Below are 26,749 nucleotides of genomic sequence, written 5' to 3' on the forward strand. Positions count from 1 at the left end.
AATCTTAAAAATCAGAAAAATGAAAAAGTATCTTTCTTATAGTATATTATCAGTTTTTATTTTGACGACAATACTTTCCACCCGGTGTACGAAGGTATTAGATCAGCCTAATCTGAGCGCGTATGATTCTGCGGCTATCTGGAGTGATTCGAACCTTGTTAATTCTTATTTGGCGAACTTATATAACGTGTTTGGGAATTGGAATGTCAGTCTCGACCGGCTGGATGATCAGGTATCTGGAATTGGCTTTCCGACCGACGCCATAACGGTGACAGATGCCGGCCCCCTTGCCAACTGGGGATACACAACCATCCGGTTAATTAATGAGGGGATTACTCAGGTAAAAGCGGGGAACACATCAGATGATTTTAAAAAGAGGTCTTTGGGACAGCTGTATTTTTTAAGGGCCTATGAGTATTTTCCGATGGTAACTACCTATGGAGGCGTGCCCTATCTGAAAGTTGCTCAGGACAGATATAAAGATAATCTGAATGTGCCCAGAAATTCGACTAAGGAATGCTTTGAATTTATGATCCAGGATATTGATTCCGCAATTGCGTTATTGCCCCAACATATCTTACCTTCTTCTACGACTGATTGGGGCCGGGTTGATGGCAACTTTGCCCTGGCATTCAAAGCGAAAGTATTGCTCTACATGGCGTCTCCACAATTTAACCCCTCAAAACCCTGGGATAACGCATATTGGCAAGAGGCGTATACCGTTAATAAAGCGGCTTATGAAAGCCTGAAAAATCAGGGGTATGCATTGGTGAGCGACTACGCGCAGATCGCTTTACAGGAGAAAAATTCTGAAATTGTATTTTCTGTAACCAATCAGTATCCTAATAAAACAGCTAACTGGGACAACGGTGCCCGTCCGGGCAGTTTGAGTAGAGGAACGGCTGCTGTAACGCCTACCTGGGAGATGGTGAAAAATTTTCCGATGCTTGATGGTAAGGCTTCCGACGACCCGAGCGGAAAATACTATAAACCAGCTTCCGTATTTATGCAATCCTTCTGGGAAAACAGAGACCCTCGTTTTGGAAAATCAGTCGTTTGGAATGGTAAACTGTTTCAGGTCGCCGGGATGCCGTCGGTATACAGGCAATATACAGGTGTCGGTATTGCAGATCCTTTGGATGCCTTTGGCGTCAATCCAAATGCGGGTGTCACTTCTGCGAACAATAACAAATATTCCGGTTTTTTTATTTTGAAAAACTGTGACCTGAATCTTACCCAGGCACAGGTACAGGGTAATTATACTGTGGACTTTGTGGTCATGCGTTTTGCTGAAGTAATGTTGAATTATGCGGAAGCTGCCAATGAAACGGGACACAGTGACGAGGCGCTTGAAATATTGAAAGCCATTCGTCAGCGGGCAGGCATTGAGCCAGGAAGTGACGGCAAATATGGAATAACGGCTAGCACCCGCCTGGCGTATAGGCAAGCCATTATGGATGAAAGAAATGTGGAATTTTGTTTTGAAGGTATGCGCTTTAAGGATTTACGAAGATGGCGCCGCTTCGATCTGTTGAACAATGTACCTAAGCATGGCCTTGAAGCCATCGCTAAAAAAGCAGATGGATCAGAAATGCCCATTGAGCAGGCACAGGCTTTGTCATCAGACTATTCTCTGGAACCGGATGACTTTACCTATACAGAATTACAGATTCCGATTTCAGGCGTGAGAATTAACACTGTTCCGGATAAGTATTATTTCGCTCCTTTGCAGTCAAGTGTTATCGCAGCAGGGGACAAGCTTGAACAGAATAAGGACTGGGGCGGCACATTTGACCCTACCATTCATTAAAACGGTATTCAATATTTTTTAGACAGACAATAAAACGATTTTATGAGTAATTATGACCGGAGAAAGTTTTTAAGGAACTTTTCAATGGCTCTGGGCGGCGTAGCCGCCGGGAGCCTCGTATCAGAAAAAGGATTGGCAGCCGGCTTTGAATCCTTGAGCAGAAAGGGTCTGATCGGCGGCCCAAAGAACTACGGACCCAATGACCAGATTAACCTGGCATTAATCGGGGCAGGCGGTATGGGGTCAGCAGACACGAATACAGCGTTGTCGGTTCCGGGTGTTAAACTGGTTGCTGTGTGTGACCTCTACGATGGCCGGCTGGCGGCCGCCAAGAAAAAGTGGGGCAATGATCTTTTCCTGACCAAGCATTATAAAGAGATACTGAATAGAAAAGATATCGATGCGGTGATTGTCGGGACGCCTGATCATTGGCACCGGCAGATATCTATTGACGCCATGGCAGCAGGCAAACACGTGTATTGTGAAAAGCCAATGGTCCATAGTGTTACTGAAGGCCCCGATGTTATTGCTGCACAGAAAAAATACGGGAAAGTGTTTCAGGTAGGTAGTCAGGGTATGTCCTCTTTGGGTAATGAGAAGGCCAGAGCGTTACTGGCGGCCGGAGCGATTGGGCAGCTGAATTATGCCGAAGGGTTCTGGGCAAGAAGAGGCCCTGTGGAAGTCTGGCAGTACCCGATTCCGGAAGATGCGTCAGCACAAACCGTAGACTGGGACACCTATATCAGCAATACAACCAAGCGACCTTTTGATAAATTGCGTTTTTTCAGGTGGAGAAATTACACCGATTATGGCACGGGCATGGCTGGAGACTTATTTGTTCATCTATTTTCCAGTTTGCATTTCATAACTGATTCGCATGGACCCGAGCGGATCTACGCGAGCGGCGGTTTACGGTATTGGGAAGATGGAAGGGAGGTGCCGGATGTATTGTTGGGTACTTTTGATTACCCGGCAGCTGGTGATAATAAGGGTTTTAATCTTTCTCTAAGATGTAATTTTGTTGATGGAACAAGCGGAACCACTTATCTTCGTTTAGTGGGCAGTGAAGGCGCAATGGACGTAGAATGGGATAGGGTGACTCTCAAGCGCAATAAGACATATGCGACGGACGATCCTTTCCTGGAGGCGCAACTGGCGAGGGCCGGTAAGCCCACTGACCGGAAAAAGATGCTACCCCCTGAAATCATGGTCTATGAAGCCGAAAAGGGATATAAAGGAGCACATTATGATCATTTTAATAATTTCTTTACAGCCATCCGTAATGACCGGACGGTAGCAGAGGATGCTATTTTTGGATACAGAGCGGCGGCGCCGGCTTTATTATGTAACGACAGTTATTTTCAGAAAAAGCCCATCGAATGGGATCCGGAGAAGATGAGATTGCGTTCTTAATGTAGGTCAGTTGTATAAAAGCATTTAACTATTTCCACAAAATTAATATATCATGAAAACAGTATGCGCAAAGAGACTAGAAAGAATTACGATAGCCAGACACTATTGGCGGCAAGGGTGGGGTCTTTGTTTCGGACTTTTGTTGTGTTGTATGACACAGGCGCAAATTAAACCAGTGGCGTTGAATACAGATGAAGGTGCGTCCCTGGTCGGTCGTTGGGACCTGACAGTAAACGAAAATGGCCACGAGGCCGCTTCCTGGCTGGAAGTGGAAGTGTCGGGATTTGAAACTTTAGTGGGACGTTTTGTGGGTTCGGGTGGTAGCGCCCGACCCGTATCTCATGTGCATTTTAATAAAGGGGAATTTGATTTTGCGATTCCGCCACAATGGGAGAAGAGCACGAATGATCTAATCTTAAAAGGCCAGCTTTTGAGTGATCACATAGAGGGAGAGATCACCTATCCTTCCGGCAAGACCTATTCCTTTAAAGGCGTAAAAGCGCCGGCCTTGAATGAAAAGAAAAATATCAGTTGGGGTAAACAGATCCGGCTTTTTAACGGTAAGAACCTGGATGGATGGCACCCGACAGGATCCAAAAATCAATGGATCGTAAAGGATGGGATTTTGATCAGTCCCGAGTCTGGTTCCAATCTGGTTTCAGATCAGAAGTTTGGCGATTTTAAACTCCATGTTGAGTTCAAATATCACAAAGGCAGTAACAGCGGTGTGTATCTGAGAGGGCGTTATGAACTCCAGATCATTGATAATCCGCCTACAGATCATCCCAACAGCCATTTGTTCTCCGGCCTTTATGGCTTTTTACCTCCCAGTGAAATGGCCGTTAAAGGACCTGACGAGTGGCAGAGCTATGACATTACCTTAATTGGCAGGATGCTGACCGTTGTGGCGAACGGCAAAACCGTGATCTGTAACAGAGAGATCCCGGGTATAACAGGCGGCGCATTGGATAGTAAAGAAGGAGAGCCTGGCCCGATCTATTTCCAGGGAGATCATGGCCCGATCATGTTCAGGAATATTACAATTACCCCGGCGAAATAAGGGCCGTATTCACTTTTTATGATGTTATATGAATGGCAAAACGTCTCAAAAGGTTACTGAGAGATATTTTGCCATTCATGCTTTTGAAAGATATTAAAATACGCTGAAACATAAAAGTTATTAGGTAAGTTTACGCTTAATAAACTAAAGATTAATGAAAAAATGGATTCTTTCCTCCTGCTTCCTGTTGATGATCGGTATTGGGAGCAGTGCCTTTAATCGTCAGAAGCCCTCTAGAATTATTTTGGATTATCCTGTTGTATCAAGTTATTCAGATACTGACACCTGGAAGGCGTACGAGGCATTTAATCAGTATTTATTTGACCCAGAGACTCATCTTTATAAAGTTAATTCCGCTATTACTAATGGTGCTAATACCAAGGCCACTATCGGAGCAATCTGGACCCAGGCGATTTACTGGGATATGGCTATGAATGCTTACAAGCTTGCGGTTAAAGAGAATGATCGACAAAAGCAGGCGAGGTATAAAGATCTTGTGACAAGTATTTATAGAGGAGACAGTGCCCATTATGTCGGTTTTGATTTTCATAATCAGGATGCACAGAATGGCTGGTTTATCTATGATGATATCATGTGGTGGACGATTTCTTTTTCCAGGGCATATGGGTTATTTAAGAATCCGCAGTATCTGAAATTAGCAGAAGAAAGCTTTTGCCGGGTTTGGCATGGATCTTATAAGCTGAAGGACAGAGGTTCTTATGATGAGAAAAGCGGAGGAATGTTTTGGCAATGGAATCGCAATGACCCTTCTGATAATAGCGATAATGGAAAAATGTCCTGTATCAATTTTCCTACAGTAATAGCAGCTGTTACGCTTTATAATAATATTGCTGCATCAGATGTGCGACATAAAACAGGAGATAAGGAGGGCTTTGACGAGAATCCTGAATATCCCAGATGGCATAGTAAGGATACATATTTAAAAAATGCCAAGGAGATTTATGCATGGGGGGTGGATAATTTATTTGATAAGGGCAGCGGAAATGTTGCAGATAGCCGCCACGGAAAGAGTGTAGACTGGAATGCTACCCTTTATAACCAGGGAACTTTTATTGGCGCTTCCTGTCTGCTATATAAGTTGACAGGAGAACGATCTTATTTGGATAATGCGATTTTGGCTGCCAATTATACTGTAAATACAATGTCTGCACCACTCTTTATTATTCCAAATGGAGATGGAACTGAACAGGGTATTTATACGGCCATTTTTGCCCAATATATGCATATGTTGATTTATGATTGTAACCAGCCACAATATCTGAAATGGATAGAACGCACTATAGGTTTTGGCTGGAGTCATAGGAATGATAAGAACCTGACGGGTAAAAGTTATACAAAGTCTACTGGCCCTACTGTTTCCTGCTATGATGCATCTGGAATACCCGCTTTAATGCTGTTATTTGATTCTGAAAAATGATCTGATATTCCTAGAGGCTGTATCATTTGCAGATGGTAAGCTTCTCAAAACTGCTTATTTTATCTATAATCATCAAAAAACAAATTCGAAATATATCTCATTTATGATATACATCCTTCTTTTATAGGCCGGTTGGAAAATAGATAAGATATATTTTAAAAATATTTTTACATCATGATTATGATAATTTATTAAAAGTGCTTAATTTTGCTATCCTGAATTGCCCGATAGTATAATGGTAGTACCACAGATTCTGGTTCTGTTTGTCTAGGTTCGAGTCCTGGTCGGGTAACAAAAAAGATTGATAAAGAGGCTAACCGCCTCTTTTTTTGTATGCCAGTTGGTTGTTTTTCATGAAAAACCATACCTTAGGTTTGTATAAGAAAGGAATCTCTGATGGTAACTAAAATTAGTGCCTTGGTAGTAATGAATGATATATTTTACTCGCTACCAAGTGCCATAGAACGAAGTGTGTCTTTTTGTGAAAAGAGATACGGATTTTCTAACAAGATAAAGTAGATTAGGTGTGCTATACGGATAGGTAGGAAGCCCTGCGCTTGCTTTCTTGTTTATGTGATGCATGTTATTGATCAGAACAGGAATTACCTGATGCTCAAACTTGATTCCATATTATAACATAGATTTTACTTATCACAGTATAGAATTAATCGATAATAATTATAACTTGTATTTATTAACTTTATACTGCCTAGTCAGAATATAACCTTTCACACAAAACTTATTAAATATGGAAAAGCAATCTAGTGACATCGGCCAGTGTCCTTTTTATAATGGAACGATGAAGCACAATGTGGGTGGCGGTGGTCCTAAAAATACCGATTGGTGGCCCAGTCGGTTAAATCTGAATATTCTGCGTCAACACAGCTCCTTGTCGGACCCGATGGATCAGGGCTTTAATTATCCGGAAGCATTTAAAAGCCTTGATCTGGAGGCCGTGAAGGCTGATCTTAAGGTGCTGATGACTGATTCGCAGGATTGGTGGCCGGCCGATTTTGGGCACTATGGCGGGCTGATCATCCGTATGGCGTGGCACAGCGCGGGCACCTACCGGGTCCATGATGGACGTGGCGGGGCCGGGCAGGGGCAGCAACGCTTTGCCCCGCTTAATAGCTGGCCGGATAATGTAAGTCTTGACAAGGCAAGGCGATTACTTTGGCCTGTCAAACAAAAATACGGGCAGAAAATTTCCTGGGCAGATTTACTGATTCTTGCGGGGAACGTGGCGTTAGAATCGATGGGCTTTAAGACCTTCGGTTATGCCGGCGGTCGTGAAGATGTATGGGAATCCAGTGAGGATGTCTATTGGGGCTCAGAAACCACCTGGTTGGGCGGTGATATTCGTTATGCGGACGGATCTCCCGGAGTCGATGAAAATCATGGTGTATTGGTGTCCGATGACGACGCTGATGGCTATATCCATTCCCGAAATTTGGAAGAACCGCTGGCGGCCGTTCAGATGGGTCTGATCTACGTCAATCCAGAGGGGCCTGATGGTAACCCCGACCCCATAAAGGCGGCCAAAGATATCCGTGATACGTTTGGCCGGATGGCCATGAACGATGAAGAAACCGTTGCGCTAATTGCAGGCGGCCATACCTTCGGAAAAACCCATGGTGCCGCCCCGGCTACGCATGTCAATCATGAACCTGAAGCAGCAGGCATTGAAATGCAGGGGCTGGGCTGGCGTAATAGCTTTGGTACCGGCAGCGGCCCTGATGCTATTACAAGCGGACTGGAAGTTACCTGGTCAAAAACACCCACTCAATGGAGCAACAGTTTTTTTGAAAACCTGTTCGGCTATGAGTATGAATTGACTAAAAGCCCTGCAGGTGCGCATCAATGGGTCGCTAAAGACGCTGAGGATATTATTCCTGATGCCTTCGATCCCAACAAAAAACATAAGCCCACGATGCTCACCACAGACCTCTCCCTGCGGTTTGATCCGGTTTATGGAAAAATATCCAGGCATTTTATGGAAAACCCGGATCTGTTCGCCGACGCGTTCGCCCGGGCCTGGTTTAAGCTGACTCACCGAGACATGGGGCCACGTACCAGGTATCTGGGACCGGATATCCCGAAGGAAGAATTAATCTGGCAGGATCCGATCCCAGAGGTGGACCACTCACTGGTAGATGAAGGCGACATAGACACATTAAAACAAAATATTCTGAATGCCGGGCTGACTGTTTCGGAACTGGTATCTGTAGCATGGGCTTCTGCCTCTACTTTTCGGGGGTCAGATAAACGTGGCGGGGCCAATGGTGCACGTATACGCCTGTCTCCCCAGAAGGATTGGGAAGTCAATAATCCGCCACAGTTACAAAAAGTATTGGGAAAGCTGGAGGCTGTTCAGGTAGATTTTAATAAAGCGCAGAAAGGCGGCAAGAAGGTATCACTGGCAGATCTGATTGTACTTGGTGGTTGCGCCGCTGTTGAGAAGGCTGCAAAAGATGCGGGTCAGGCTGTTACGGTGCCTTTCAGACCCGGCCGCATGGACGCCAGCCAGGACCAGACAGACGTTGTGTCTGTTAATTACCTGGAGCCACTTGGTGACGGATTCCGGAACTACCATCGTTCAAGGGTGCAGGTTCCGACAGAAGAACTGTTGATCGACAAAGCCCAGTTGCTGACACTTACGCCTCCTGAATTAACGGTATTGATAGGCGGTATGCGCGTGCTGGATACAAATTTTGACGGTGCCAAACACGGCGTCTTTACACAACGCCCCGGTGTACTTACCAATGATTTCTTTATTAATTTACTGGATATGCGCACCTCCTGGAAAGCGGCCTCTGATGACAGACAGCTGTTTATCGGAAGTGATCGTGCAACGGGACAGCCAAAGTGGACGGCGACCCGGGCTGACCTGATCTTTGGCTCACATGCAGAATTAAGAGCTGTTGCGGAAGTGTACGGAAGTGCAGATGCGCAAACGAAGTTTGTCAGAGACTTTATCTCGGCATGGAATAAAGTAATGAACCTCGACAGATTTGACTTAATTCGATAACAGCGACGACCTAGGAACTAAGGCAAACGGGATCATCTCAGAGATAACGTAGTCCGAACGTCGCAACTAAAGTAAGCGGTAAGGACTTTCTGAACGTTTTCCGGCTGTAAACCCTTGACGGTCGCTTAGGCACATTTTGGTTTATTTGTCTAATCCTGGCACCAAATAGAATTTGGGGTGCCGTATATGTCCTGCCGTTCTGAGGAAGCAGATTTCGTCCTACTGGATAACTGTTTGATATATAAAGAGTACGCTACCGTCACAGGTTTTATGCCCTTTAATATTATCCTAAGATCGTGTTACTAAATTGGATCGATTGACAATGGATAATTAAGTCAAGGGTGTTAAGGTAATCACATTAGTGATCCAGATCCAAAGCTTATTTCGTAGTTCTGATTATTTCACATACCTTCGCCAATATTTAGGTTTTTACAGCTTCTGTAAGCGGATGATATTTTACTCTTTTTGTAGCCAAGAATTTCCTCCTTTGACATACTCTGTCTCTTCTTAGATTTTATTTTATTATTTTATTATTTTTATTATGAACATTTATGTTTCAAATTTAAGCTTTCAGGTTGAAGATGAAGATCTGAGAGGCTTTTTCGAGGAATTCGGTACGGTAGATTCCGCTAAAATTGTATTTGATAGGGAAACGCGCAAAAGCCGTGGTTTCGGTTTTGTTGAAATGCCTGATAACGATGCTGCACGCAAAGCGATTGAATCGCTTGATGGCGGATCTGTCGACGGAAGGCCGCTTAAAGTAAGCGAGGCTAAACCGCGGGAAGAACGTCCCAAAACATCTTACGGATCATACGCCGGCAAAAGCCGTTGGTAGTATCTGATTTTTTTAAAGCCGGCAATCGTCCGGCTTTTTTTTACCACATAATTGTTAGGACCTCGATTGTTGCAATTGATCATTTGAATACATCGAACACTACAAACATTCGACAGGGGACAACTCTTGTTTACCTTCATTTTATAATATTCTAGGATGTCTTTTTTAGACCATGTACTGCAGCCTCCAGCGTATGGATGGAAAACAAGTAACGGAACCTTTATTAAACCTTCAAACAGGGAGATTTTCAAGGAGTTTTTTGCGCGCCTAAATATCCTTCAGACACGAAAAAACTGGTTGCCACTATTTAGTTGGGTCAAAGTACTGATTATGGCGATCTTCTTTGTTTTTTTCCTTATTTTCTTTTTAAATTGGTGGACTATCCTGATTGCCTTCGTTTATGGGATGGTCATCATGGGAACACATGGGACTATTTGGCATCATCGATATTGCACGCATAACGCATATACCTTTAGCAACAAATTTTGGCGACTTGTGACGCAGCATTTGACAATTCAGATGATTCCTGAGGAGATTTATGTTATTTCACATCATGTTCACCATGCGAAATCCGACCGCCCGGGCGATCCATATAACGCAAAAGGTGGCTTCCTTTATTGTTTCTTAGCTGATGTCAATCATCAGCCGATCGCAAAAGACCTCACTGAAGAGGACTATGAGAAAGTAAAGCTTCTAATGAGGCATACCGGAGTGCCTGGCAATACCTATTTGGCGTATAAACGGTGGGGTTCTTATGTTCATCCCGTAAGGGCTATCACAGCAACGCTACTTAATTGGGCTTTCTGGCTTGGTGTCTTTTATCTATTAGGGGGTAACATGCTTGTTTGTACCGTTTTTGGTGCTGCTGGGTTCTGGGCTGTCGGAGTCCGTACATTCAATTATGAGGGGCATGGAAAAGGAAAGGATAAGCAACGGATACATACTGATTTCAATAAAAAGGATCAATCAGTTAATCAGTTGTGGCCTGGCATCGTCGCCGGAGAATGGCATAACAATCATCATTTGTTTCCAAGAAGTGCGAGAAGTGGCTTCAAGCCATTTCAGATTGATTTTGCATGGTATTATATTTTCCTTCTTAAAAAGATTGGAGCCATCAGCCATTACAGCGATGCAAAAAAAGAATTTTATGCGCGTTTTTATATACCCTATAAACAACGTAGTAAAATTGGCAAATAATGCTTTCCAGTTGGACACGATTAACTTCTGCTATATAGCTCGGGAACAGCAAATTTATTATTCATCTTGTGACTTCTGCTCCTAAGCTTCTGAAGCTATACGACTGAAAAAAGGCCTTGTTTTTTTAATATAATAAGTCGCCACCAATCAATGTGCTTCTTATTAGATCCTCAGGTCTATCCCAGGCGACTGTATCGGCCAGTCCAAATACTCGAATTAAGTAAAAATTTCTACAATTGCTGTCAACGGATAATCTTCCAAACTCCAATTATCGAGGCTTCAACATCTGCTTTAAATTGGAATGATTGTTGGTTTTATTTAATGATGAACATTATGTATTACCGCAATTGTTTGTAGGGAATTATTAATTCTAACTTATGCCGGACCAGCATTTTGATAGTAGGCCTGAAGCCCTGCTTGAACAAGCTCACCTAAGATATATTGATCGATATTCGAATGGTATTTTCAGGATCAAGAAAGGGAATGCATTTGGTTATGTAGATCATAAAGGTAACGACATTTCCGACGATCGTACGCTGGACCGAATAAAAGCACTGATAATACCACCAGCTTGGGAGCAGGTATGGATTTGCCCCTATTCAAACGGACACCTCCAGGCTACCGGAATAGATGCTGCAGGCCGGAAGCAATATAGGTATCATAATAAATGGCTTGAGCTCCGAAATCAGACTAAGTTTGACAACCTGATGGATTTTGGCCGCGAACTTCCTTCTTTGAGACGACAATTAAAGAAGGACCTGAAATTAACCGTATTAGATAAAGAAAAGGTCACTGCCATAGCTATTACATTGATGGATAATGTGTTTATGCGCGTCGGCAATAGCAATTACGAACATAAATACGGCTCTTACGGTTTAACGACATTGAAGAATCGACATGTCAGCATCAGGGGAAAAGATTGCTTCTTCCGGTTCAGGGGTAAAAAGGGTGTTCAGCAAAAATTATCCTTAAATAGTAAAGTACTTGCGCAGCTATTAAAAACCATCAAAGAAATTCCCGGGCAAACGTTATTCCAATACTTTGATGAACAGGGTCAGATTCGCCAACTAGGCTCTGGGGATATCAATGACTACCTGAAGTGCTATATGGGAAAAGACTTCACTTGCAAGGATTTTCGCACATGGTCGGGAACCGTACTAGCGTTAACTTATATGCTTGAGTCATATAACAATGAACAACATAATGCCTCTCATGCCGAAACAGTAGCAATTTTAGATAAAGTGGCTTCCGCCCTAGGTAACACCAGGTCGGTGACAAAAAAATATTACGTGCATCTCGGGCTTCTTGAAGCTTTCGAGAACAGCAGTTTATTTCAGTTTGTTGCAAATCTTCGGTCATGCCGGCCAGGAGCATTACATAAAAAAGGTGAAAAAGAGTTGCTTAAGTTCTTGCAGCATTGCAGGCGCTCGTCTAAGAAGCATCTACAATCGGGAAAGCTAAAAGGCTAAGGCTGTCACCGGCTGAATTAACGGTACTGATAGGCGGTATGCGCGTGCTGGATACAAATTTTGACGGTGCCAAACACGGCATCTCTACACAGCGCCCCGGTGTACTTACCAATGATTTCTTTATTAATTTACTGGATATGCGCACCTCCTGGAAAGCAGCCTCTGATGACAGACAGCTGTTTATCGGAAGTGATCGTGCAACGGGACAGCCAACGTGGACGGCGACCCTGGCTGACCTCATCTTTGGCTCATATGCAGAATTACGGGCTGTTGCAGAAGTGTACAGAAGTGCAGACGCTGAGGAGAAGTTTGTCAGAGACTTTATCTCGGCATGGAATAAAGTAATGAACCTTGACCGGTTTGATTTAACACTGTAAGACAGCTGTTTTGCTGGTTGAGGCCGACAATATTTTTTAGGACTCAAATATACCAGACTATAAAGCCCGGTGGGCATTAATCACTCTTGTGCTAAGAAAGGCCTTGTAACGATATTCTTTACAGGGCCTTTTCGTTGAATGTATTAAAAAAGCGAAGATTATTTTGACAAAACCTAGCAATAGACATTGATATTTAATGAAGGTTTTATCTCTGAACAATAGCCTATTTTTGCAGCGGAAGCTGATGAATATGCAGGGCATTAGATTGCTTATTCCTTCCTTACTTCCCCCAGCTTCTCCCACCAATTATTAGGAAACTAGGAAAAAATTATAAACTATTCTTAACTACGCAGATAGGTTGCGTAGCTGTGTATGCATCTTTGAGGTATTGAATACAAAAGCTATGATTATTAGAATATTGGCGGAAAATGATTATTTAGCAGATATACTGCATAAGAACCCGAATACGGATGAGGGGCTTTATGCAAAGCCCTTAAGGGACGGGATTGTTATTGGCAATACGGTATCCAGGCAGAGATATGACGTACTTTTCTGGGATAAGAAAAAGAGCTACGCCAGTGACCGCTCCAATCAACTGGATTATCAAAGTTTATGTAATCCTCTAACCGTATTGAATATCTGCACAGAGCTGTTTACACATTTGCTCAGGAGCAAAGAGGATTACATTGTACAGGAGCTCCCCTGGTTGGATAGAACCAGAGGTGAACTGGACACCGTTCCCTGCACCGTTGAAGTACCGGTTTTCTATATTAACTCCAATTGGTATCGTAATGGTTGCTTCCTCCTTGAAAGATATTTTGAAGGGGTACAACTCGTTCATGAATCTGGATGTAACTTTAGGCTGTCAGTAACAGGGGAAAATGTCTTTGAGGCACTGAACCTACTGAACCTTGTTGCGATCTTTACTCACCTGACTAATGTAGACGGATTAGATACTTTTATTGACAATTCCCTGATTGACAAATATGTTAGGGTTTTGACCAATATTGAAAAGGTGCCGTATTTTGTTTTTTATCTGTTTATCAAAAGGGCCGTTAAAAACCAGGGTCAGTTTCTCATTGCGAAACCGGTCTTTGAAAGCTACTTGGCCAAATATGGATTAGCGGTCAATTTTATGAGAGAGGATACGCAGCAATCGAGAATCCGGTTTGTTACCGAAGCTATTGGCATAGCGTTGCCTGTATTGGATATCGGCTGCGGTGAATTTTCTTATTATAAGAGACTGATGAACATGGGGCTGACCGCTAATTATTATGCAATAGACCGGGATGAACGACTGGAAAGACTCGCCAGAAGCATCACATATCGTATAGAATCTTCGAATTTACTATTTCGCACGGATTTTAATGAGGTGCCAAAGGAAGTGCGACTTAATGTGATCATTAGTGAGGTGATTGAGCACAATAGCGTGCAAGATGCAGTAGAATTAATAAAGGTAGTGCTTCAGTTTAATTTTAACAAAGTAGTCATCTCGACCCCCAACGCAGATTTTAACCAATTTTATTTTGAGCAGGGGTTCAGGCATACCGATCATCAGTTTGAATTTTCAATAGCGGAATTCAAACAATTTATTGAAACTGCGACCATCGGTCTTGATAATATTAACGTAAGCTATGCACAGGTAGGTGACCAGATCAATGGGCTGCGGCCTACACAACTGTGTATTCTTGAAAAAATATAAACTATGGATCTTCAGGAAAAAGAATTAGAATTAAGAAAGATTCGTTCCAGGATTGAGTGGATGTGCAAAGATAAGATTGCTGCTTTCTCTGCCACCATCTCACCGGCTCCCAAGTCAGCGGAACGCAAAGAGATAGAAAGCCTGTATGAAGGCGTTCGCTATTATGTTGAAAATGGCGTCAAGGATCTTGTATTTCAGCAGAAGTATATGGGCTCTTATTGTGACATCTACCTTCATAAGGATATGGACAATACTTATTTTGTCAGCAGAAACGGATATAAGATCGATTCTATCAATCTGACAGAGGCGAAACTGGCCTGTGAGGATCTATATTCGATATTTGACTGGACAGATCTGGAACTGGTCATTGTGCAGGCGGAATTATTGCCCTGGCATGTGATGGGGGGCCGGCTAATTGAACGTGAGTTTGATGGTTATTTGAAAGCACACCAAACTAGGCTGGATTATTATAAATCCAGTGGATTACTGGCAAAAACTCAGCGGGTTAAAGAGGGACAGGCGTTTACTGAGTTTCTGTCTGACAGAAAAGCGCTGTCTGGTAAGGCCGTGAAAAAGAAGTATCCCGCTCATATTGTGCGGCAATTTGATGCGCTGGCAGCTTTTGAGCCGCCAGAACTCCAAAGTTATGCCGAGGGGACTGAAGTTTACGAAAGGCAAATCAGATATTATGGGAAAGAGGGCGATCTGTACTTCAAACCATTTAATATCCTGAAAAAGATCTACGCTGATGGGCGTGAAGAGATACCGAATGATAATCTGACTTATAGTCAGGTCAATCCCGATGAGATGAAAGTTGTACATATAGATAATGTAGATGAGCTTCAGGAAAAGCTGGTACCGGTCTACGGCTGGTATAATGCGCTCTGCCGTGAAATGGCAGAGGGTATTGTGATCAAACCACAAAAAGCATTTGTCAAAGGCGTAGTGCCCGCCCTGAAAGTCCGTAATAATGACTACCTGACTATGATCTATGGAATCGATTTTTTACAGGATATGGAAACACAGATCAGAAAAAGGAAAACCGGTAATAAAATGGTCTGTTCGATGAATGACTGGCAGATCAATTTTGCGCTTCTGCAGATCCCTTATCAGGATATCCGGACAGAAAACTATTATTACAAGAACCTGATGCTGGATAGAATTCTTCAGGAGAAGGCAGAACTAAAATTAGATCCTTCGCTTTAAATATAAATGTATAGATCATGAGCAGGAGAAATCCACAATTATTAATCTTAGTGGGTGCGCCGGGAAGTGGCAAAACCACTTTCGCCAAATATCACGTGAGGGTGCACCAGAATTGGGTGCGACTGAGCCGGGATGACTTTAGAGGTATGCAGTTCTCTGAGAGTTTTTTGTCAGAGGAGTTAGAAGGTGCTATCACAGAGATGATGTTTTCGTGTATCCGAAAGATGTTACTGCGGAAGTTGAATGTAGTAGCAGATGCGACTCATACCAAATACGCGTATATTGAACAGTATATTCAACTGTTCGGTCATATGGCAGACATCAGTTTTAAGGTCTTTCAGGAGCCCATTGAAAAACTGGTTGAAAACTGTGAGAAAAGAACGGTGGAAGGAGGTCGATCTATGTCCGGGAAGGCTGTACGGCATCACTTTGAGGCTCTAGAAACATTGCTGAAAACGGATGATCTGAATTTTAGAGCAAGAACTTTCAGACCGAATATCACTGCGGAGCAGGATATCAATCTGCCTAAGGCCATTATCTGTGACCTGGACGGCACCCTGGCCCTTATTAATGACAGAGATCCTTTTGACGGTTCCAAGTGTGAAAACGATACATTGAATGTGCCGGTGGCTAGTACACTTGGCTATTACAAACAGAACGGGTATCAGGTTCTACTTGTATCTGGCAGGGAAGATACATACAGAGGGCAGACCGAGCTTTTTTTGCAAAAGCATCAGGTCGGTTATGATGCTCTCTGGATGCGCCCTGCAGGTACGTATATAAAGGATAGCCTTCTCAAGAGAGAAATTTATTCTTCCCGGATCCATGGAAAGTATTATGTCTCTTTGGTGCTGGATGACAGAGACCAGGTGGTAGACATGTGGCGCAAAGACCTGAAACTTCCATGTTTTCAGGTGTTTTATGGTGATTTCTGATAGAGAAAATCCAAAAGGCATGCCATTGAGCCGGGAAGTTACTTCTCCAGCGCAATGGCATGCCTTTCAAAGAGCAGTATCAGTATCCTGGCCACTTTATTTAGGTATCTACTTTCATCAGGACAGCGGCTCCTTTTTAATTTTCGATCCTTTAAAGTCACTTACATACTAAATTTTAAAATACTCCCGATACCGATCGTATAAATGCCCTGCCTGAAGGTAAGCGGATTGCGGGCTCATAAAGTGAGAAAATTCAAAAGTGATAGCCTTGTCATAGGCTTGCCGTTTAGCAGCCTCTAATTTGAGTCGCAGCTTGTCAAATTTGATAGGCAGAAATTTGATGGGCATATCCCTGTCAAAAGTCTCTGCGTTGGTCCAGCATTTCATCTTATACTTATCGGCTAATTTTTTGTTGACAGAGAAAAAGGCGTCTAACTCGTCATAGTCAATATGTCCATCCTGAAAGGCGCAGGCGTCAACCACATCATGTATGCCACTAAATATCTCATCCCATTCTCGTTCATGCTGCTGAACGGAGACCGCTTTAGCTTTCGATACATCACCCGAAGCTGCCGCTACCGCTTTTTTCCCATCTATCCATGGGGAGATAAACGTGGGTAGCCCGTCAGAAACATTTTTGCATTGTTTACCCATCTCGTGAAAGGCGCCTATAGCGCCTTTGGTTTGCCGGCTGATCTCTCCACTGATATACCAGCCCTGAAAACTTTTGTATTTACTGCCGTAATTTTTCCATACTTCGTCAATAACAAATTTGTTGGACTCGACCTCATAGCGCATATCACCTGTATCCCAGTATTTACCTGAATCATATAGCCCGAAATAAAACTTCATGTTGTACTTGTCTGCTAATTTCAGATATAAGGCCAACAGATCGGCGGAAGGCATGTAACACCCTTTAGCGAGTAAGTACTTAGAAGGGTAGGTGATGAATTTTCGGTATCCGCTCCTGATCATAATCACAGTGTCAATGCCAATCGCCTTCATGTGCTGAAAATCCTGATCCCACTCTTTTTCACCCCAATTCTGATGGGGAATATCATGAGAAATTTCATCCAGGAAGGTGCCCGTAATGGGAAGCGCATCGGGGTGAGGAATTATTAGCGGGTTGCTTTGTAACCCGGGCTCTGGATTACTAAGGATTGCTGCATTTGACCGATTTGGAAGCAGGGAAGCGGCAATGACGGATGAACCTGCCAAAGAGGCCTTCTTTAAGAAATCCCGGCGAGAATTTGCTTTCATAGCTAAATTTAGATGTAAGGTGTGCTTGACTATATCATTGTCTGTCAGCGCATATAGCAAGTAAATCTAATAATTTTTTCGCAAACACCCTTCAAATTTTGGAGTTAAGCTAGAAAGTCATGCTCCATAATAATAAGAAACTGGCGCTGCTGTCCAAGCCTAAATAGGCTATTCGGCCTTCCAAACTCGTTTCGGGCTATCATGCTCCCTGCAACTGCATGGGTCGGGGAAATGGCATCCTTACAAGCTTCAATAGCTGTTTAGGTGTGCATATCTGCGGCCAGCCGCGTAATCTTTTTATTTTTGTCCTTTAGCTTCTGATAGCGTTCCATACCACGGTTAATTGCCTGGCCGATCACTTTTTGGTTCGTTCCTTCTGTTATGGTCTCCGCTTTTTTCTCTTTTCCCTTATCGATTCTTTTAATAAACTGCCGTTTTATCTTTTCAGCTCGTTTATCCTTGGGATCATATGGTTGTAATTTAACTCTGGCTTTGACTGCCCCTGCCTGCACCAGTGTTTGGATTAAATACACTTGATTTGCTTCCAGGTCTGCCTCCAGGAAGTCCCGGTTTTCGGATAAAGCCCAGAAGAGTTTTTTTCCGGGGGTACATTCATAGACAAGATGGCCACCTGCGCTGATCAATCCCAGATACTTTGTGGAATCAAATAATCTAAATTGGACGGCGAATGCTGTTACGGGTGGTCTCTCAAAAATAACGAGCGCTTTACCAGGATGTGGGCTTGGCAGTTCCTGAGCCCCGGCCGCTGTGCAGATTATCCCGGCGAGGAAGAAAAGAAAGGCAAACTTTCTCATAGCGTAAGTATTAATAGTGCCAGCGAATTTATGATTAAGGTCGTTGATAGCCAAAACTTTGTCCATTCCATCCCTTCGTTATTAATTATACATTTTTTTAATGTATTAGTATCTATAACTCATTAAACATTTCAAAACCTGGCATAAGCATAAAATACTATACTGGAAGGAAGAATAGTCCACACCATTTGTATGACAAGCTCATTTAAGGAAATTGCTTCCCCTTTAGTCTGTCTTAGAGGAGCTATGGTTATAAGAAAGCCGAGCGTTCAGGATAAATTATTGATTATCAAATTTTATTCTAGACCGCTTGCGCCCTTCAGACTTCCCCACATTGGTTATTTTCGTATCCTGGTAAATGACGAAAATTGGCGGTTGAGGTGAACAGTCTGACAACAGAAGCTGGATAATTTGAGACGATAGATCCGGCAAAATGACCTATTTTTGCGCTTTGAGGCAATAAATTTGAAAAAAAAGTTTGTCCATTCAAAAACTAAACATACCTTTGCAATCCCAATAAAAAATTGGGTGTTATATTATGTCTCAACGCATCAGAATAAAATTACAATCTTACGATCACAACTTGGTAGATAAGTCTGCTGAGAAGATAGTTAAAACCGTACGTGGAACAGGCGCTGTTGTTACAGGTCCTATTCCTTTACCTACGCACAAGAGAATTTTCACTGTGCTGCGTTCACCGCACGTGAATAAGAAGAGTCGTGAACAGTTCCAGTTAGCTACACATAAACGTCTGCTGGATATTTACACTTCTTCCTCCAGAACTGTTGACGCACTCAGCAAACTGGATCTTCCTTCTGGCGTAGAGGTTGAAATTAAGGCATAAGATAGACGTAATGTGGCCATTATATATGGCGCAGCTCTTATATTATTATTAAAAGTCATCTCTCAATTGCCTTCGGCAAGAAAAGAGCTCTGATAGAAAGATATTCAAACTACTATTGTTTGAACTGTAAAATATAAAACAGGCCCTTCGAGGTTTGTTTGTCATCGGTACTTCTCAAGTTTAATAGTTAAACGACAACAGAAAAGGTCGATGATGACAGAGATTGAAATACTGCTTCATTCAGTATTGTCTCCAAAACCTACGCGGGGCAAAAAACCGCAAAAATGAAAGGAATTATTGGAAAGAAAATTGGTATGACCAGCGTCTTCGGCCCCGAGGGCAAACAGATCGCTGTTACTATCATTGAAGCAGAGCCCAATGTTGTAACCCAAATTAAAAATCAGGAAACTGACGGTTACAGTGCACTACAGTTAGCTGTAGGTGACAAAAAAGAAAAGAACTCAACCAAAGCTGCCATCAACCACTTCGCGAAAGCAAGCACTTCTGCTAAGAAAATCGTTAAAGAATTTCGCGATTATTCCATCGAAAAGAATTTAGGAGAAACCATTACAGTTGACATCTTCACTGAAGGAGAGTCTGTTGACGTTGTAGGTACTACCAAAGGTAAAGGCTTCCAGGGTGTTGTAAAACGCCATGGTTTTGCCGGTGTGGGTGAAGCTTCCCATGGTCAGCATGACCGTTCCCGTGCTCCGGGATCTATCGGTGGATCTTCCTATCCTTCAAGAGTATTTAAAGGAATGAGAATGGCTGGCCGCATGGGTAATGACCGTGTAAAAATGAAAGGTCTTAAAGTCGTTAAAATCTTCCCTGAAAAGAACTATATCTTAATAAGTGGCTCTGTTCCAGGTCATATCGGCTCAACAGTTTTCATCCAAAAATAAAAGTAAAGAATTCAGGAAAAATTATTCTTTACCCAAATTGAATAAACATGCAATTAGAAGTTTTAAATACAACAGGAAAATCTACAGGCAGATCCGTTGAGTTGCCTGATGAAATATTTGGCGCAGAACCGAACAATCACGTGATCTATCTGGCCGTTAAGCAGTATCTGGCTGCAAGACGTCAGGGAACACATAAAGTAAAGACCCGCGCTGAAGTTCAGGGTGCAAGCCGCAAATTACACAAACAAAAAGGTACCGGAGGTTCCCGTAAAGGCAACATCCGCAACCCTTTATATAAAGGTGGTGGTACGATCTTCGGACCTAAACCGCACGCTTACACCATCAAGCTGAACAGAAAAGTGAAAGACCTGGCTAAAGTCAGTGCCCTTTCTCATAAAGCTAAGGAAAGCGCAATTGTTGTTTTAGAAGATCTCACCTATGATGCTCCTAAAACAAAACAATTCGCACAGTTATTGGCCGATCTGAATGTTGCTGGTAAGAAAGTTTTATTTGTATTACCAGAGTATAACGACAATGTTTACCTGAGCCTGAGAAACTTACCAAGAGTTGGTAGCACATTACTGGCTGACATCAATACGTATGATGTGGTAAATGCAGACATCGTCGTATTTACTGAAGATGCAGCGAAGCTTTTATCTGATAAAGAAGAAGCGGCAGCTTAAAAAGGGATCTAATAGAATTTGAATCACTTATGCCCAGGCATAACGTCTGTCAGACAGAAATAAAAAAATAAACAGATGAAACTTACAGAAGTTTTAATAAAACCCATCCTTACCGAAAAGGCAAATGCTCAAAGCGAAAAGCTGAACAAATTTGCTTTCCGTGTAAATCGTCGGGCGAACAAACTGGAGATCAAAGATGCGATCGAATCTTTTTACGGAGTGACCGTAAAAGAAGTACATACCATCGTTGTACCGGCAAAAAACAAAACCCGTTTTACTAAAGCCGGATATGTAGAAGGCAGAAAGCCTGCTTACAAGAAAGCTTATGTAACCGTTGCTGAGGGCGATACAATCGATCTTTACGGTACAGTTTAAATTAAACATTCACAAATTATAGTAAGCGAAGCTGAAAATTTCGCATAAAAGTAGATAAAATGGCATTAAAGAAATTCAAACCAATGACCGCGGGAACCCGTTGGAAAATTGGGAATGCTTACGCAGAGATCACAACAAATGAGCCTGAAAAGAGCTTACTGGAAAAGAAACACCAGAAGGCTGGCCGTAACTCCCAGGGGCGTCGTGTGATGCGTTACAAAGGTGGTGGACACAAAAAGCACTACCGTATCATTGACTTTAAACGTGATAAAGCGAACATCGAAGCGAAAGTCGTATCTATCGAATACGATCCGAACCGTACTGCCTTTATCGCGCTGTTACAATATACTGATGGTGAAAAGCGCTATATCATCGCTCCTCAGGGACTTCAGGTAGGTGCTACCGTTATTTCCGGTGACAGTGTTGCTCCTGAATTAGGTAACGCGCTGAAACTGAAAAATATGCCCTTAGGTACCACTATTCACAACATCGAGCTGCAACCCGGTCAGGGAGCTAAGCTTGCTAGAAGTGCGGGTACCTCCGCTCAGCTGAGCAATAAGGAAGAAAAATATGCTGTTCTGAAAATGCCTTCCGGTGAATTAAGAAAAGTATTGATCAATGGCTACGCTACGGTGGGCGTTGTTTCTAACAGCGATCATAGCCTGCAGAGTGCTGGTAAGGCCGGTGCTAACCGTTGGAAAGGTATCCGTCCCCGTGTCAGAGGTGTTGCGATGAACCCGGTTGATCACCCAATGGGTGGTGGTGAAGGCCGCGCTTCCGGTGGACATCCACGTTCTCGCACCGGCAAATACGCTAAGGGTGAAATTACCCGTAAGAAAAAAGGTTCTGATAAACTGATTATTCAGAGAAGCAACGGTAAAAAATTATCTAACAAATAGTTCAATCTGTTAAAATGGTTCCTGGGTCAGACCGGGGACAAATAAACAAACAATATAAATTATGGCTCGTTCAATTAAAAAAGGCCCATACGTAGATGCTAACCTGGAACAAAAAGTTCAGGCGATCATTGATGGCAAAGCAAAGAAGTCTGTAATCAAAACATGGAGCCGTCGCTCCACAATTATTCCCGATTTCGTGGGACAGACTTTTGCAGTTCATAACGGTAATAAATTCATTCCCGTTTATGTAACGGAATTTATGGTAGGACATAAGCTCGGAGAGTTTGCGCCAACCAGAAACTTCAGAGGTCACGCAGGTAGCAAAAAATAATTATAAAAAGTTGAGTCGGGTAACGCCTGACACAAAAATATAAGAAAATGGAAGCAGTAGCTAAATTAAAGAATTATCCTACAGGGCCACGTAAAATGCGTTTGTTGGCAGATGTTATCCGTGGTATGGAAGTAGAGAAATCTCTTTCTATCCTGGAATTTCATCCTCAGCATAATGCGAAGCCACTGGCTAAGTTGCTGAAAAGCGCCATCTCAAACTGGGAGCAGAAAAATGATGGACAGAGTGCAGCGGATGCAAATCTGGTGGTGAAAACTATTTATGTTGACGGTGGGCGTACGATCAAGAGAATGCGTCCTGCTCCGCAAGGACGTGGTCACAAGATCCGTAAGCGCAGCAATCATGTAACCATCATAGTGGATACAAAAGCATAATTAAAGAAAACGGGTAGCGACCAGTTCGTTACGTATTAAACAAATAAACATTGAAAGTGCGACAGCATCAAACTTTCGAATTTTCAAATCAACAATATGGGTCAAAAAGCAAATCCTATTGGTAACAGATTAGGAATCATCCGTGGATGGGACAGCAACTGGTATGGTAACAAGAAAGACTATGCAAATCGTCTGATTGAAGATAATAAAATCCGTACCTATCTGAATGCACGTATTAACAAAGGCGGCGTAGCCAAGATTGTAATCGAGCGTACTTTAGGTAAGTTGATTGTTACTATCCATACTTCCAAGCCAGGTATCATCATCGGTAAAGGTGGCGGCGAAGTTGATCGTATCAAGGAAGAATTGAAAAAACTGACAAATAAAGAGGACGTTCAGATTAACATTCTGGAGATCCGCCGCCCGGAAATTGATGCGGCTATCATCGGCGATACAATCGCACGTCAGATCGAAAATCGCATTAACTTCAAGCGAGCTATCAAAATGGCAGTAGCTTCTGCATTACGTATGGGTGCTGAAGGTATCAAAGTGAAAGCCAGCGGTCGTTTGGGTGGTGCTGAAATTGCCCGTTCTGAGGAATTCAAACAAGGTCGCATTCCGCTGCATACGTTCCGTATGGATATCGATTATGCAAGTGTTTTTGCACAGACTGTATATGGTAAGATCGGCCTTAAAGTATGGGTTTGTAAAGGTGAAGTATTAGGTAAGAGAGATCTGAACCCTAATGTTATAGCCGGTGGTGATTCTAAAGACAGAAGATCACACGGTGGTGATAGAGGCGGCGACAGAAGAGACAGAAGATCTCACGGTGGCGATAGAAGAGACAGAAGAAATTAATTATTTAGCTAATAAGGCTATTTAGCTAATGTGCTAGTATGGCAAGGTGAATCATTAGCTTATTAGCACATTTAAAAGATCAAATTATCATAAGATGTTACAGCCAAAAAGAGCAAAACACAGGAAAGCACAGAAAGGGCGCATTAGAAATGTTGCCAAAAGAGGGACTACTATCTCCTTCGGATCTTACGCTCTTAAAGCGGTTGAACCTATTTGGTTGAACAACCGTCAGATTGAAGCAGCACGTCAGGCAATGACACGTGCTATGAAACGTGAAGGTAATGTTTGGATCAGAATATTTCCTGATAAGCCCATCACTAAAAAACCTGCAGAGGTGCGTATGGGTAAAGGTAAGGGTAACCCTGAATATTGGGCTGCAGTTGTTGAACCGGGACGTATTATTTTCGAATGTGACGGTGTTTCACAGGAGATTGCACAGCATGCGATGAAGCTGGCTGCTGCTAAACTGCCCATTGCGACTAAGTTTGTAACGCGCAGAGATTTATAATTATAAAAGTCCGGTCGGTTCGTATGGGACGTTGGTTAAGCCACCACTTTACAGGCCGATAGTATTTATCAAAAAATAAAATTCATCACTAATGCCTAATAAAGCAGTAGAATTTAACAAAAACCTTCAGAATATGTCTGTAGAAGACCTGAAGGCTCGCATTCAGGAAGATGAACTTCGTTTGAAAAAAATGGAATTCGCTCATGCTATTTCTCCGATAGAAAATCCGATGAGCATCCGTCTTTTCAGAAGAGACATCGCTCGGGTTAAAACCGAATTGAGAAAAAGAGAACTTAGCGTAAAATAATATGTTGCCCCTATAGGCAATGAAAAATTAAGTAAAATGACCGAAAGAAATTTGCGTAAATCTAGAGTAGGTGTGGTTAGCAGCAACAAGATGACCAAAACCATTACGGTTGCGGTTGAAAGGAAGGTTAAGCACCCTATGTACGGTAAATTTGTAAAGAAGACGACCAAGTTTCATGCACATGATGAAAAGAACGAAGCCAATATTGGTGACGTTGTAAAGATCATGGAAACTCGTCCCCTGAGCAAAACAAAACGTTGGAGACTGGTTGAGATCGTTGAAAAAGCTAAATAGGCTTTCTGAGACCAGCGGTTTCCTTTTGAATAATAAAATTGATTGTGATTAATTGACTATTAATCTCAGCTAAAAGCTAAATAAAATGATTCAGCAAGAAAGTAGGCTACGTGTAGCTGATAACAGTGGAGCTAAAGAAGTACTTTGCATCCGCGTTCTGGGTAATTCCGGTCAGGATTATGCAAAGATCGGTGACAAGATCGTCATCACCGTTAAGGATGCAATCCCAGCCGGCGGTGTCAAAAAAGGTACCGTTTCTAAAGCCGTTATCGTAAGAACCAAGAATAAGTTACGTCGTAAGGATGGTTCCTATATCCGTTTTGATGACAATGCGGTTGTTCTGTTGAACAACTCCGATGAACCTCGCGGAACACGTATTTTCGGGCCTGTTGCCCGTGAACTGCGTGATAAAGGGTACATGAAGATCATTTCCCTGGCGCCTGAAGTTCTTTAAGCAATTTGAGCTCCCATACCGGACAATTTGATTTACCGGTACAAAATGACAAAATTTTTTAGTTTAGCTTTTAGCGAGTCCGCTTGAAGCACTAAGCATACAAATATGAGCAATAGATTTAAACCTAAATACAATATCAAAAAAGGGGACAAAGTAGTCGTCATTGCTGGCGATGATAAAGACCTTAAGAAACCCCGCACGGTATTGCAAGTAATTATCGACAAAGGTCGTGTAGTGGTTGAGGGTGTTAACATCGTCTCCAAGCATACCAAACCTTCGGCTACAAACACCAAAGGCGGTATTGTAAAAGTGGAGGCACCTATTCACATCAGCAATGTACAGTTGTGGGATGCTAAAGCCGGCGGACCTGCCAGGATCAAACGCTCCCGTGACAATGGTAAATTAGTACGTATATCTAAAAAATCCGGGGAGGCAATTAAATAATGAGCACACAAAAATATACACCAAGATTGGCCGACAAGTACACTAAAGAAGTGGTACCTGCGCTGATCAAGAAGTTTGCTTACAAATCCGTAATGCAAGCACCTAAATTGGAAAAAATCTGTTTAAACCGCGGTGTAAACGGAGCAGTAGCTGATAAGAAATTAGTTGAAATTGCTGTAGATGAGTTAACCACTATCTCTGGTCAGCGTGCTGTAACGACCTACTCCAAGAAGGACATTTCCAACTTCAAACTGAGAAAAGGAATGCCTATCGGAGCACGTGTAACTCTGCGCGGTGAGAAAATGTACGAATTCCTGGATCGTCTGATTTCCGTATCCCTGCCACGTGTACGTGACTTTAAAGGTATCAGTGATAAAGCTTTCGACGGTCGCGGGAACTACACTTTGGGCGTTACTGAGCAGATCATTTTCCCTGAAATTGATATTGATAAAGTAAACAAGATCACTGGTCTGGATATAACCTTCGTAACTTCTGCTCAAAATAATGAAGAAGCATATGAGTTATTAAAAGAACTGGGTCTGCCTTTCAAGAATGTCAAAAAAGAGCAAAGCAATTAATTTATTCCATTTAGGAGCAGGAAAGTTCCGACTTTGTTGCTTCATAAATAAATCATAAGTATTATGGCAAAAGAATCTATCAAAGCCAGACAGAGAAAACGCGAAGCACTGGTTGCTAAATATGCAGCTAAACGTGCAGCTTTAAAAGAAGCAGGTGATTACGCAGCTTTGGATAAACTTCCAAAGAATGCGTCACCGGTTCGTTTGAAAAACCGTTGTCAGCTGACTGGTCGTCCCAGAGGTTATATCCGCTACTTTGGCCTGTCCAGAGTTATTTTCAGAGATATGGCATTAGATGGTAAGATTCCAGGGGTGAAAAAAGCCAGCTGGTAATC

The 26,749-nt window shown here is 42.7% G+C and carries 29 protein-coding genes and 1 tRNA gene; 28 read left to right on the top strand and 2 right to left on the bottom strand.

Annotation, left to right across the window (positions count from 1 at the left end; genetic code table 11):
* The first annotated feature begins 19 nt into the window (after positions 1-19).
* From K9M52_RS10805 to K9M52_RS10865, 13 genes are all read left to right on the top strand, one after another.
* The gene (locus K9M52_RS10805) at positions 20-1,810 is read left to right on the top strand and encodes a RagB/SusD family nutrient uptake outer membrane protein (RefSeq protein WP_224068445.1); all 1,791 of its coding nucleotides are present in this window, start codon (positions 20-22) and stop codon (positions 1,808-1,810) included.
* A gap of 42 nt (positions 1,811-1,852) precedes the next feature.
* Complete coding sequence (locus K9M52_RS10810; RefSeq protein ID WP_224068446.1) at positions 1,853-3,223, top strand: Gfo/Idh/MocA family oxidoreductase; 1,371 nt, start codon at positions 1,853-1,855, stop codon at positions 3,221-3,223.
* Between the two features lie 52 nt (positions 3,224-3,275).
* On the top strand, positions 3,276-4,283 hold the full coding sequence (locus tag K9M52_RS10815; protein WP_224068447.1) for a 3-keto-disaccharide hydrolase: 1,008 nt from the start codon (positions 3,276-3,278) through the stop codon (positions 4,281-4,283).
* A gap of 154 nt (positions 4,284-4,437) precedes the next feature.
* Positions 4,438-5,721 carry a glycoside hydrolase family 76 protein gene (locus K9M52_RS10820; protein WP_224068448.1) on the top strand — a complete coding sequence of 428 codons (1,284 nt, stop codon included), beginning with the start codon at positions 4,438-4,440 and terminating at the stop codon, positions 5,719-5,721.
* Between the two features lie 221 nt (positions 5,722-5,942).
* Positions 5,943-6,013: transfer RNA gene (locus K9M52_RS10825), tRNA-Gln, on the top strand.
* A 456-nt stretch (positions 6,014-6,469) separates the two neighbouring features.
* On the top strand, positions 6,470-8,749 hold the full coding sequence (katG, locus tag K9M52_RS10830) for a catalase/peroxidase HPI (RefSeq protein WP_317197273.1): 2,280 nt from the start codon (positions 6,470-6,472) through the stop codon (positions 8,747-8,749).
* A 541-nt stretch (positions 8,750-9,290) separates the two neighbouring features.
* Positions 9,291-9,584 carry an RNA recognition motif domain-containing protein gene (locus K9M52_RS10835; protein ID WP_224068449.1) on the top strand — a complete coding sequence of 98 codons (294 nt, stop codon included), beginning with the start codon at positions 9,291-9,293 and terminating at the stop codon, positions 9,582-9,584.
* Positions 9,585-9,740: 156 nt separating this feature from the next.
* Complete coding sequence (locus K9M52_RS10840; RefSeq protein ID WP_224068450.1) at positions 9,741-10,781, top strand: fatty acid desaturase; 1,041 nt, start codon at positions 9,741-9,743, stop codon at positions 10,779-10,781.
* Positions 10,782-11,158: 377 nt separating this feature from the next.
* The gene (locus K9M52_RS10845; protein ID WP_224068451.1) at positions 11,159-12,250 is read left to right on the top strand and encodes a DNA topoisomerase IB; all 1,092 of its coding nucleotides are present in this window, start codon (positions 11,159-11,161) and stop codon (positions 12,248-12,250) included.
* Between the two features lie 38 nt (positions 12,251-12,288).
* Positions 12,289-12,627, top strand: a complete 339-nt coding sequence (locus K9M52_RS10850) for a hypothetical protein (RefSeq protein WP_262902403.1) — start codon at positions 12,289-12,291, stop codon at positions 12,625-12,627.
* A 403-nt stretch (positions 12,628-13,030) separates the two neighbouring features.
* Complete coding sequence (locus tag K9M52_RS10855) at positions 13,031-14,329, top strand: methyltransferase domain-containing protein (protein ID WP_224068452.1); 1,299 nt, start codon at positions 13,031-13,033, stop codon at positions 14,327-14,329.
* A 3-nt stretch (positions 14,330-14,332) separates the two neighbouring features.
* Entirely contained in the window at positions 14,333-15,535 is a 1,203-nt protein-coding gene (locus K9M52_RS10860) for a DNA ligase-like domain-containing protein (protein ID WP_224068453.1), read from the top strand.
* 17 nt (positions 15,536-15,552) lie between these two features.
* Entirely contained in the window at positions 15,553-16,470 is a 918-nt protein-coding gene (locus K9M52_RS10865) for a phosphatase domain-containing protein (protein ID WP_224068454.1), read from the top strand.
* A gap of 168 nt (positions 16,471-16,638) precedes the next feature.
* Here the strand turns inward: K9M52_RS10865 and K9M52_RS10870 are convergent, their stop codons facing one another.
* Together K9M52_RS10870 and K9M52_RS10875 are read right to left on the bottom strand one after the other, a co-directional pair.
* Complete coding sequence (locus tag K9M52_RS10870) at positions 16,639-17,730, bottom strand: DUF4434 domain-containing protein (RefSeq protein WP_224068455.1); 1,092 nt, start codon at positions 17,728-17,730, stop codon at positions 16,639-16,641.
* Positions 17,731-17,990: 260 nt separating this feature from the next.
* On the bottom strand, positions 17,991-18,545 hold the full coding sequence (locus tag K9M52_RS10875) for a hypothetical protein (protein WP_224068456.1): 555 nt from the start codon (positions 18,543-18,545) through the stop codon (positions 17,991-17,993).
* Positions 18,546-19,083: 538 nt separating this feature from the next.
* Between K9M52_RS10875 and rpsJ the strand changes: the two genes are divergently transcribed.
* From rpsJ to rpsN, 15 genes are all read left to right on the top strand, one after another.
* Positions 19,084-19,389: a 30S ribosomal protein S10 gene (rpsJ, locus tag K9M52_RS10880; protein WP_066209982.1), complete on the top strand. Its 306-nt coding sequence runs from the start codon at positions 19,084-19,086 to the stop codon at positions 19,387-19,389.
* Positions 19,390-19,673: 284 nt separating this feature from the next.
* A complete protein-coding gene (gene rplC / locus K9M52_RS10885) occupies positions 19,674-20,291 on the top strand; it encodes a 50S ribosomal protein L3 (protein WP_224068457.1) in 618 nt (205 codons plus the stop codon).
* Positions 20,292-20,338: 47 nt separating this feature from the next.
* Positions 20,339-20,974 carry a 50S ribosomal protein L4 gene (gene rplD / locus K9M52_RS10890; protein ID WP_224068458.1) on the top strand — a complete coding sequence of 212 codons (636 nt, stop codon included), beginning with the start codon at positions 20,339-20,341 and terminating at the stop codon, positions 20,972-20,974.
* A 75-nt stretch (positions 20,975-21,049) separates the two neighbouring features.
* Positions 21,050-21,349 carry a 50S ribosomal protein L23 gene (rplW, locus tag K9M52_RS10895; protein ID WP_091396054.1) on the top strand — a complete coding sequence of 100 codons (300 nt, stop codon included), beginning with the start codon at positions 21,050-21,052 and terminating at the stop codon, positions 21,347-21,349.
* Positions 21,350-21,408: 59 nt separating this feature from the next.
* Complete coding sequence (gene rplB, locus K9M52_RS10900; RefSeq protein WP_224068459.1) at positions 21,409-22,248, top strand: 50S ribosomal protein L2; 840 nt, start codon at positions 21,409-21,411, stop codon at positions 22,246-22,248.
* A 61-nt stretch (positions 22,249-22,309) separates the two neighbouring features.
* On the top strand, positions 22,310-22,579 hold the full coding sequence (gene rpsS, locus K9M52_RS10905) for a 30S ribosomal protein S19 (RefSeq protein WP_091396059.1): 270 nt from the start codon (positions 22,310-22,312) through the stop codon (positions 22,577-22,579).
* A gap of 47 nt (positions 22,580-22,626) precedes the next feature.
* Complete coding sequence (gene rplV / locus K9M52_RS10910; RefSeq protein WP_224068460.1) at positions 22,627-22,971, top strand: 50S ribosomal protein L22; 345 nt, start codon at positions 22,627-22,629, stop codon at positions 22,969-22,971.
* Between the two features lie 96 nt (positions 22,972-23,067).
* Positions 23,068-23,829 carry a 30S ribosomal protein S3 gene (gene rpsC / locus K9M52_RS10915; protein ID WP_224068461.1) on the top strand — a complete coding sequence of 254 codons (762 nt, stop codon included), beginning with the start codon at positions 23,068-23,070 and terminating at the stop codon, positions 23,827-23,829.
* Positions 23,830-23,923: 94 nt separating this feature from the next.
* Positions 23,924-24,337: a 50S ribosomal protein L16 gene (rplP, locus tag K9M52_RS10920; protein ID WP_224068462.1), complete on the top strand. Its 414-nt coding sequence runs from the start codon at positions 23,924-23,926 to the stop codon at positions 24,335-24,337.
* A 91-nt stretch (positions 24,338-24,428) separates the two neighbouring features.
* Complete coding sequence (gene rpmC, locus K9M52_RS10925; protein WP_224068463.1) at positions 24,429-24,644, top strand: 50S ribosomal protein L29; 216 nt, start codon at positions 24,429-24,431, stop codon at positions 24,642-24,644.
* Between the two features lie 51 nt (positions 24,645-24,695).
* Complete coding sequence (gene rpsQ, locus K9M52_RS10930; RefSeq protein ID WP_449500887.1) at positions 24,696-24,938, top strand: 30S ribosomal protein S17; 243 nt, start codon at positions 24,696-24,698, stop codon at positions 24,936-24,938.
* Positions 24,939-25,023: 85 nt separating this feature from the next.
* Positions 25,024-25,392, top strand: a complete 369-nt coding sequence (rplN, locus tag K9M52_RS10935) for a 50S ribosomal protein L14 (RefSeq protein ID WP_091396075.1) — start codon at positions 25,024-25,026, stop codon at positions 25,390-25,392.
* A 105-nt stretch (positions 25,393-25,497) separates the two neighbouring features.
* A complete protein-coding gene (gene rplX, locus K9M52_RS10940) occupies positions 25,498-25,836 on the top strand; it encodes a 50S ribosomal protein L24 (RefSeq protein WP_224068465.1) in 339 nt (112 codons plus the stop codon).
* Positions 25,836-26,414, top strand: coding sequence for a 50S ribosomal protein L5 (rplE, locus tag K9M52_RS10945; protein WP_224068466.1), 579 nt, complete (start codon positions 25,836-25,838; stop codon positions 26,412-26,414). The genes rplX and rplE overlap by 1 nt, the downstream gene beginning before the upstream one ends.
* 63 nt (positions 26,415-26,477) lie before the next feature.
* Positions 26,478-26,747: a 30S ribosomal protein S14 gene (rpsN, locus tag K9M52_RS10950; RefSeq protein ID WP_091396083.1), complete on the top strand. Its 270-nt coding sequence runs from the start codon at positions 26,478-26,480 to the stop codon at positions 26,745-26,747.
* The last annotated feature ends 2 nt before the right edge of the window (positions 26,748-26,749 follow it).

Origin of the sequence: Arachidicoccus terrestris (genome assembly GCF_020042345.1) — a bacterium.
GTDB classification, from domain to species: Bacteria; Bacteroidota; Bacteroidia; order Chitinophagales; family Chitinophagaceae; genus Arachidicoccus; species Arachidicoccus terrestris.